This window comes from Rhodococcus sp. (in: high G+C Gram-positive bacteria) (assembly GCF_049286785.1).
GTDB lineage: Bacteria > Actinomycetota > Actinomycetes > Mycobacteriales > Mycobacteriaceae > Rhodococcus_F.
The window spans coordinates 1-8,098 of sequence record NZ_JBAQEO010000143.1 but is presented as its reverse complement, the minus strand read 5'-3'; the positions used below and the strand labels follow the sequence as shown (position 1 = coordinate 8,098).

General features: G+C 64.7%; 8 protein-coding genes. 6 read left to right on the top strand and 2 right to left on the bottom strand.

Annotated elements, in window-relative coordinates; all coding sequences use genetic code 11:
- Positions 1–189: 189 nt before the first annotated feature.
- Both WAW17_RS05795 and WAW17_RS05790 read left to right on the top strand, forming a co-directional pair.
- Entirely contained in the window at positions 190–498 is a 309-nt protein-coding gene (locus WAW17_RS05795; RefSeq protein ID WP_422332054.1) for a hypothetical protein, read from the top strand.
- 41 nt (positions 499–539) lie between these two features.
- On the top strand, positions 540–2,063 hold the full coding sequence (locus tag WAW17_RS05790; protein WP_422332053.1) for a class I adenylate-forming enzyme family protein: 1,524 nt from the start codon (positions 540–542) through the stop codon (positions 2,061–2,063).
- Between the two features lie 82 nt (positions 2,064–2,145).
- Here WAW17_RS05790 and WAW17_RS05785 read toward each other — a convergent pair whose 3' ends face one another.
- Complete coding sequence (locus WAW17_RS05785) at positions 2,146–2,949, bottom strand: FadR/GntR family transcriptional regulator (protein WP_422332052.1); 804 nt, start codon at positions 2,947–2,949, stop codon at positions 2,146–2,148.
- Positions 2,950–3,131: 182 nt separating this feature from the next.
- On the opposite strand from WAW17_RS05785, the gene WAW17_RS05780 reads away from it, so the two are divergent.
- The gene (locus WAW17_RS05780; RefSeq protein ID WP_422332051.1) at positions 3,132–4,412 is read left to right on the top strand and encodes an FAS1-like dehydratase domain-containing protein; all 1,281 of its coding nucleotides are present in this window, start codon (positions 3,132–3,134) and stop codon (positions 4,410–4,412) included.
- Positions 4,413–4,509: 97 nt separating this feature from the next.
- Positions 4,510–5,259 carry an enoyl-CoA hydratase/isomerase family protein gene (locus WAW17_RS05775; protein ID WP_422332050.1) on the top strand — a complete coding sequence of 250 codons (750 nt, stop codon included), beginning with the start codon at positions 4,510–4,512 and terminating at the stop codon, positions 5,257–5,259.
- Positions 5,260–5,334: 75 nt separating this feature from the next.
- Here WAW17_RS05775 and WAW17_RS05770 read toward each other — a convergent pair whose 3' ends face one another.
- On the bottom strand, positions 5,335–6,135 hold the full coding sequence (locus WAW17_RS05770) for a FadR/GntR family transcriptional regulator (protein WP_422332049.1): 801 nt from the start codon (positions 6,133–6,135) through the stop codon (positions 5,335–5,337).
- 253 nt (positions 6,136–6,388) lie between these two features.
- On the opposite strand from WAW17_RS05770, the gene WAW17_RS05765 reads away from it, so the two are divergent.
- Positions 6,389–7,582 carry a thiolase C-terminal domain-containing protein gene (locus WAW17_RS05765; RefSeq protein ID WP_422332048.1) on the top strand — a complete coding sequence of 398 codons (1,194 nt, stop codon included), beginning with the start codon at positions 6,389–6,391 and terminating at the stop codon, positions 7,580–7,582.
- Positions 7,579–8,010 (top strand): Zn-ribbon domain-containing OB-fold protein, encoded by a 432-nt coding sequence (locus WAW17_RS05760; RefSeq protein WP_422332047.1) that lies wholly within the window; start codon positions 7,579–7,581, stop codon positions 8,008–8,010. Before WAW17_RS05765 ends, WAW17_RS05760 begins: the two co-directional genes overlap by 4 nt.
- Positions 8,011–8,098: the final 88 nt, after the last annotated feature.

The following is an 8,098-nucleotide window of genomic DNA, read 5'->3' as shown; positions in this document are numbered from 1 at the left end:
GTTCGGGTCGACACGTGAAGCTCGGTAGTTCGTGTGCCGACTCGTTTGTATGTTAGGTCACTTATAGTACTATCTAAACTATGTGACGAGCGCTACTCTCGATAATGCCGGTAGCGACAGTCGCCGCGGTGAGATCGTCGGCGCCATACACAGTGGCCCGACTGCAGAACTTGTTCGAATGGAGGAATCGTGATTCTCAAGGTCGGTCAGTCGTTGGCCAGTTCCGTCGACACCACAACCGTGATCGTGGTCCGCGCGCCCAAGACGGACGTGTCGTTGACCTGCGGTGGTGTCGACATGAGCGTCGGCAAGAAGGGCGAAGGGGACGGCTCGTCGATCGACCCCGCGTACGTCGGTGGCGCCCAGTTGGGCAAGCGATACGCCGACGACGAAGCCGGCGTCGAAATTCTGTGCACCAAGCCCGGCACGGGCAGGCTCGAACTCGACGGCCGCGAACTTCCCCTCAAGGCAGCCAAGCCGCTGCCCTCCTCGGACTGATACCCGGTGTCGGTGAATCAATCCTTCGAGTGGAGTGACGCATGAATCTCACGATGTTGCTGGACATGGCAGTCGATGGCTTCGGCGATCGGATCGTGGTCGGAAGCCGCGACCTCGGTATCTCGGCCGCGCGACTGCAGGAACTCTCGGTCGCCGGTGCCGCCGCGATCCGTGAAGCGGGAGCCGACTCCGTCGTGTATCTCGCGGTCAACGGCCCCGCATTCCCGGTGGCGATGTTCTCGGCAGCACGCGCCGGTGTCCCGCTCGTACCGGTCAACTACCGGCTCGGACGCGAACAGCTCGACGCGCTGCTGGCCAACCATCCGCGCGCGCTCGGTATCGCCGACCCCTCCCAGGCGGAGGCACTGGAACGAGCCGGTCTGAAGGTCTTCTCGCCGCAGGAATGGGTGCAGAACCTCGCAGCTTCCTCGAACACCGAACTCGACGAGGACGACGCTATTGATACGGACGGCGACAGCGATGCCCCCGCCGTCGTGATCTACACCTCCGGCACCACCTCGGCACCGAAGGGTGTGCTGCTCCGGCACGAGAACCTCGTGTCGTACGTGTTCGGATCGGTCGAGTTCGCGTCGGCCGAGGAAACCGACGCCGCGCTCGTGAGCGTCCCGCCGTACCACATCGCGGCGGTCGCGAACGTGATCACGAACCTCTATGCGGGACGGCGCACCATGGTGCTCGAGCAGTTCACCCCGCAGCAGTGGCTCGATACGGTCCGTCGCGAAGAGATCACCAACGCACTCGTCGTGCCCACGATGCTCGCGCGCATCGTCGAGTCCGATGCCGACAAGAGCGTGCCGAGCCTGCGCGGCCTGGCGTACGGCGGTGCTCCCATGCCCGCGCGGGTCATCGAGAAAGCTCTGCAGATGTGGCCCGAGACCGGGTTCGTCAATGCCTACGGTCTCACCGAAACCAGCTCCACCATTGCGGTACTGGGGCCCGACGATCACCGGGCGGCGCTCGCGAGCGACGACGGGTCGGTGCGTGCCCGGCTCGGTTCCGTCGGGCAGGTCGTGCCCGGCATCGACCTCGAGATCCGCGACCTCGACGACAGCGTGGTCGAACCGGGTGTGACGGGACGCATCTGCGTCCGCGGCGACCAGGTGTCGGCCGAATACGCAGGCGTCGGCCGCATGGTCGACGAGCGCGGATTCTTCGATACCCGCGACAAGGGATACGTGGACGAAGAGGGCTTCCTGTTCGTGGGCGGCCGCGTGGACGACACCATCATCCGCGGCGCCGAGAACATTGCTCCCGCCGAGATCGAAGACGTCATCCTGCGGCATCCGGACGTTCTGGACGTTGCCGTCGTCGGCGTTCCCGACGATGAGTGGGGCCAGCGCATCGAGGCGGCAGTCGTTCTTCGGCCCGGAGTTCCGGTCGATGCCGAAGAGCTGCGTGCGTTCGTGCGGGATTCGCTGCGCAGCAGCAAAACCCCCGATCGCATCGTGTACTGGGACGAACTTCCTCGTACCGAGACCGGGAAGCTCGTACGCAGGCACGTGGTGGAACGTCTCGTCCAGCAGGATCAGTCCGCGCAGGTCTGAGTTTCATACATATCGGTCCGGTCGGCGCAGCGTCGACCGGACCGATGCGTTTCGACCCGGGACGGTCCGTGTGAGGACCGGTTCAGCCGAACAGTTCGACGATGGATGCTCGGCCCGCGCCGCGTCCGAACAAGATTTTTCCGACCGAACGCAGGTGTGCGGCCCAGTGCTCTTCTGCCGCTGCTCCGTCTCCGGCTGCGACGATGTCGACAAGCTTTTCGTACGAACGGAGATTGCGGCGGAAGGTCGGCCACGTACCTTCTCTCTGGGCCCCGCGGTGCAGGGCGTACTTCTGGTGGGTTCTGACGATGTCGCGCAATACACCGGCTTGGACGCTGAGGGCGTTGTTACCGCATCTCTCGGTGATGATGGATTGGAACGTGCCGGTCAACTCGGCCCACATTTCGGGAGCGTTGTTCGAGTCGAGGTCCTGCTCGGTGACTGCGCGCATCCGATCGATGCACGCGTGCAGATCGTCGAGGTCGTCGTCGGTGCGCCGCTCTGTGAACAGCCGCGCGCAGGCAGGCTCGAAAATGATACGGGCCTCATGGATCTCGTCGAGAGTGGTACCGCTCATCTGCAGGATCAATCCGACATAGCGCGACGCCACGGAGATATCGGGAACCGACACGATGGCTCCGCCGCGCGCACCGCGCTTGAGCTGGATGAGGGATTCGGCTTCGAGCAGTCGATATGCCTCTCGCAGTGTGGGACGGGAAACCCCGAACTCCTCCATGAGGGTGGTTTCCGGTGGGAGAGTGTCGCCTTCCTTCAGCTGACCGCGCACGATCTCGGTTCGGAGGCGGTCGGCGACGAGTTCGGCCGTTTTCGGGATGCGCACGGAACCCGACACTGCGCCGAGGGACGCGGCTTCTCGATTGGTCATGGTCCGAGATTACGTCCTCGCCTCGCCGACCCTCGAGTTATCTTCCCTTAATGGCTTTACATCTATGACTAAGTGCACTTACTGTGGGAGGGACTGGCGAGGCGGATCACCACGCCCGCCATCTCAGCCGCTTCGAAGCGCCGGCCACGGTCGCGGCGCACCATCGACCACGGAGGTACTCCATGAGCACATCGGAGACAACGGATTCCAAGCCCGAGATCTACACGTTCCGCGACGAAGACATTCAGCGCGCACGTGATCTGGTCGGCGTCTACCACGCGGTGACGCAGCGGGAGCAGTACACCCGCGCGACGCCGGACATCATGCGCAACTTCGCGCGAAGCTACGGCGACGACAACCCGCTGTTCGTCGACGAGGAATATGGCCTCGACAGCCGGTGGGGCGGCCAGATCGCGCCGCCGATGATCAACATCGGGCTCACCAAGGATCTGATCGCGGATCCGGTGCCGAAGGAGCAGCGGCGCCCGTCGTTCCGCGGTATCCACGTGTTCGTCTCGGGCACCACCACGGACTGGTACCGGCCGGTCTACGACGGCGACACCCTCTACTCGTTCCAGGGCTTTGAGAACGTCGAACTCAAGGAATCCGAGTTCGCGGGACGTTCGCTCATCGTCACGCGTATCCACGTGCAGTTCAACCAGCGTGCCGAGGTCGTCCAGACGCAGCGTGTGATCACCATTCACACCGAGCGCCACGAGTCGAAGAAGCGCAAGAAGTACGACGCCATCGAGCCCGCGTCCTACACACCCGAGGACATCGCGAAGATCGACGAGATCTACGCCAACGAGGTCCGCCGTGGCGCGAACACCCGCTACTTCGAGGATGTCGAGGTCGGCGCAAAGCTCGGCACCATGGCCAAGGGCCCGCTGACCACCACCGACATGGTGGTGTTCCACTCAGGCGGTTACGGTTTCGCGCCGTACACGCCGTCGTCGAGCCGACTGACCTACAAGAACCGCCAGCGCATCGCGCCGTTCTACATCCCGAACGAGCAGGGCATCCCGGATGTGGCGCAGCGCATCCACTGGGACAGCGAGTACGCCCGCTCGATCGGCCTGCCCGCCGCATACGACTACGGCATGATGCGCGACTGCTGGCTGAGCCACTACCTCACCGACTGGATCGGCGACGAGGGCTGGCTCGAGACCATGTCGAGTCAGATGCGCAAGTTCAACTACATGGGCGACACCCACACCTTCTCCGGTGAGATCGTCGGCAAGCGCGTCGAGGGCGACCGCTACCTCGTCGACGTGGAATTGCGCGGCACCAGTCAGCGCGGTGAGGTCACCTGCCCGGCCACCGCGACGATTTCGCTGCCGAGCCGTGAAACCGGCCTGGCAGTCCTGCCGACCGCACCGATCGAATTCGAGCGTGTCGCCGCGAAGATGCTCAAGCGCAGCGGCGAGCTGCGTGCGGAGAAGCGACGCGCCGCACAGGCCTGATCGTTTCACCTGATCGAACCCGCCGGGGTGTGTCTTCACGCCACCCCGGCGGGTTCCCCCATTCGCGTACCCGCCACTCAGAACGAACGAGGACGACATGCCGGTAACCACCGAACTCCGTAACGGGGCAGTGATCGTCACATTGCGCTGGACGGACAAGCGCAACGCCCTGTCGGCCGACGATGCCGACATCGTGTCCGACGCCATCACCGCGGCCGGATCCGAGCCCGAGGCCAAGGCGCTGGTACTGACGGGTGAAGGCACGTTCTCCGCGGGCGGCGACCTGCCGTACTTCGCGGAACTCGGCCGCACGCTGACGCCCGAGGAGATCCACCACACCATCTATCGCCGTGTGCAGGGTATGGTGCGCGCGCTGCGTGACTGCCCGATCCCGACGATCGCGGCGGTGGACGGCGCGGCCGTCGGCCTGGGGATGGATCTCGCGCTCGCATGCGACATGCGATTCGTCGGTTCCAAGGGATTTCTCCTGCAGGGCTGGGCGCGGGCCGGCCTGATCGCGGGGACCGGAGGTGTAGCCCTGCTGCACCGCATCGCGCCGGACCTGCTGTGGCGGTTGCTCGCGGAACAAGAGCGGATCACTGCGAGCCGTGCGGTAGAACTGGGCCTGGCCGAAGCGGGCGCGCCGGACGCATTGTCTGCAGCGCTCGCCCGAGTCGAAGCGCTGTCGTACATCGATCGCCGCGTGCTCGGCGACTATGCGGCGCTCGCGCGGAAGGCAGCCTGGCCGGCCGAGGAGAACTTCGACGAGGCAGGTGCGCGACAGGGGCACCTACTCTGCTCACCCCAGTTCCGTGAACTCACCCACCGGCTACTCGGAAAATCCTGAGCGCGTAGCACTTACGCCACCGGCCACCGTCGCACTGCGATGGTGGCCGGTCGTTTCGGCGACCTGGGACGACCGTCAGTCCAGAACGTCACGAACCTGTGTCGATTCGTGGCCGACGAGGAGGGAGCTCCGCGATACCGTCATGTGCTGCTGCCAGTGGTCGTAGGCGGCGTCGGCGTCTCCCGCGCGCAGGAGCTTGATCAGGCGACGGTACGACCGGATCAGCAAGGGGTACGCCCTCTCGTACTTCTCGCGGTCCTCGAGGCTCCTCTTGGCGGTGACAGCCTCCACGTGCCGTTCGAATATCTCGTGCATCATGCCGGCGAGCAATGCGAGAGTGGCGTTGCCGCACAACTGCACCAGCCGCAGGTGGAACGCGGCGATACCCTCGGAGAGCTCGTTCGCGACATACGACACAGGGATAGCTTCGTCGATCATGCGCTCGAGTTCGTCGAACTCGGTGTCGGTCCCTGTCAGAGCGAGCAGTCGCGCCGCGTGGGGTTCGAGTGCCTCCCGGGCGACGAGCACGTCGGCGACCGTGGCGCCGGACAGTTCGAGTAGTAGCGATGCCGGCCGGGCAACAATTTCGGGGCCGGGCACACACACCCGGGCGCCGGAGCGCGAACCGCGCCGCACTTCGACGAGCCGTTCGGCTTCGAGTACGCGCACCGCCTCGCGCAGCGTCGGTCTGCTCACCGAGAACTGCTCCATGAGCTCGGCCTCGTGCGGTAACCGATCACCGTCGGACAGTTCACCGTCGACGATCATGCGCCGCAGTTTCATGGCCACCAGTTCGGCGGTCTTGGGAGTTCGGATGGGGCGCGACGATGTGGCGTCGAACGAGTCGAATATCGCCGCGAACGATTCTTCGGCCACGGTTACCTCCGGGAACGAGTGAGGGAGTCGCGGTGGACTCGCTCGGGGACACAGTCGATGTAGCCAGTCGCAACAGGTCAACTCTCGGCTGATCCTGGAGAATTGACCAGTCATAGCTTACTATGTGATACATGTCATCAGCGCATTTCGCGGATGACACGCGCGTGAAGCCGGTACGGGCTCCACTCGGGCACCGTCGGGTGTTCGCCATTGGTTCCTCGGCCGACCGGAATTACCGAACGGAGAAGCTGTCTTGAGTAACGGACTGCGGGATGTCGCCATCGTCGGTGTCGGCGCCACCCCCTATTACAAGCGTGGAGGATCCGCGCCCCAGACGATTACGGAACTTGCCGGTAAGGCAATCCTCGCGGCCTGCGAGGATGCGGGCATCTCGGTGAAAGAAATCGACGGTTTCGCCTACTACTCCGGCGCGGGCGCCGGGTATGGCTCGAAGATGGATACCGCCGACTTCATGGAGACCCTCGGCATTCCCGAGGTCACCTTCACTGCATCACTGACCTCCGGTGGTGGCGGCTCGGCAGGAGCGATCGGCCTGGCGCGCGCCGCGATCGTCGCCGGCGACGCGACGACGGTGGTCACGGTCATGGCGCTGCAGCAGGATCAGCAGCGTCTGGGCACGGTGTTCGCAGCGTCGGCACCGAATCCGACCAACTCGTTCCTGCAGCCCTCGGGCCTCGCCGGTCCCGGACATCTGATGTCGGTGCTCGCGCGTCGTCACATGCACATGTACGGCACCACGCGTGATGCATTCGCCGAGATCGCCATCTCTGAGCGGCAGAACGCGCTCAACCGTCCCAAGGCGATCCAGAAGAAGCCTCTTACCAAGGAGGACTACTTCAACGGCCGCATGATCGCAGACCCGTTGTGCCTGTACGATTTCTGCCTCGAAACCGAGGGCGCGGTCGCCGTGATCACCACGAGTAGCCAACGCGCGAAAGACCTGCGGCAGAAGCCGGTGCCGGTCGTGGCGGTCGCGCACGGTGGGCGACGCGAGTGGGGCCGCGCGTTCGCGTGGTACGGAATGCCTGACGAGTACTTCGCTTCGGCCGGTAATGCGCCGATCGCGAGGCGGCTGTACGAGCAGTCCGGCCTCACCGCCAAGGACATCGACGTCGCGCTGCTCTACGACCACTTCACGCCTATGGTTCTCATGCAGCTCGAGGATTATGGATTCTGCGAGCGCGGCGAGGGTGGCGCTTTTGTCGAGAGCGGCGCCATCCGGTACGACGGTGGTTCGATCCCGGTGAACACGCACGGTGGTCAGCTGTCCGAGGCGTACATCATCGGAATGACACACATCATGGAGGCGGTGGAGCAGATGCGAGGCACTGCGATCAACCAGGTCAAGGATGCCGAGTTCGCGCTTGCGACCGGTGGCCCCGCGTCGCTGCCCGTCAGCGGCATGATCCTGGGACGTGCGGCATGAGCGACATCGTGGCTACGCCGCTGCCCGGCGAGACCGTCAAGATCACGACCGATTCGCACACCGAACCTTTCTGGCAAGCCGCCAAGGAAGAGCGCCTCGTCGCGTGCCAGTGCGCAGACTGCGGGCACTTCCGGATGCCTCCCACCCCGTTCTGCCCCGAATGCCAGTCCACGGAGAAGAAGTGGCCGGAACTGTCCGGGCGCGGCACCGTGTACAGCTTCGCTGTGGTCCACGGCTTCCCGGGCCTGCCCGACATCACCGTCGTCGGTGCGGTGATCGACCTGGACGGAGCCGCCCCGGCCCGTCTGGTCACGAACGTCGTCGACATCGATCCCGACGAAGTGGCGATCGGTATGGAGGTCGAGGTGCGATTCTCCCCGATCACCGATGGATGGAAGCTGCCGGTATTCCGGCCTGTGACGGACTGAACCGTCCGTATGTGTTGGTAAGTGGCCGGCCGTAGGCCGGTCGACGGGGTCGGTGTCGTCGTCGCGTTCGGGGGTCCTTCTCTGATCC

Bases quoted from the DNA above. Each gene is read 5' to 3' on its own strand.
- WAW17_RS05790 (WP_422332053.1), top strand. From the start codon at position 540: ATGAATCTCACGATGTTGCTGGACATGGCAGTCGATGGCTTCGGCGAT.
- WAW17_RS05785 (WP_422332052.1), bottom strand. From the start codon at position 2,949: ATGACCAATCGAGAAGCCGCGTCCCTCGGCGCAGTGTCGGGTTCCGTG.
- WAW17_RS05780 (WP_422332051.1), top strand. From the start codon at position 3,132: ATGAGCACATCGGAGACAACGGATTCCAAGCCCGAGATCTACACGTTC.
- WAW17_RS05775 (WP_422332050.1), top strand. From the start codon at position 4,510: ATGCCGGTAACCACCGAACTCCGTAACGGGGCAGTGATCGTCACATTG.
- WAW17_RS05760 (WP_422332047.1), top strand. From the start codon at position 7,579: ATGAGCGACATCGTGGCTACGCCGCTGCCCGGCGAGACCGTCAAGATC.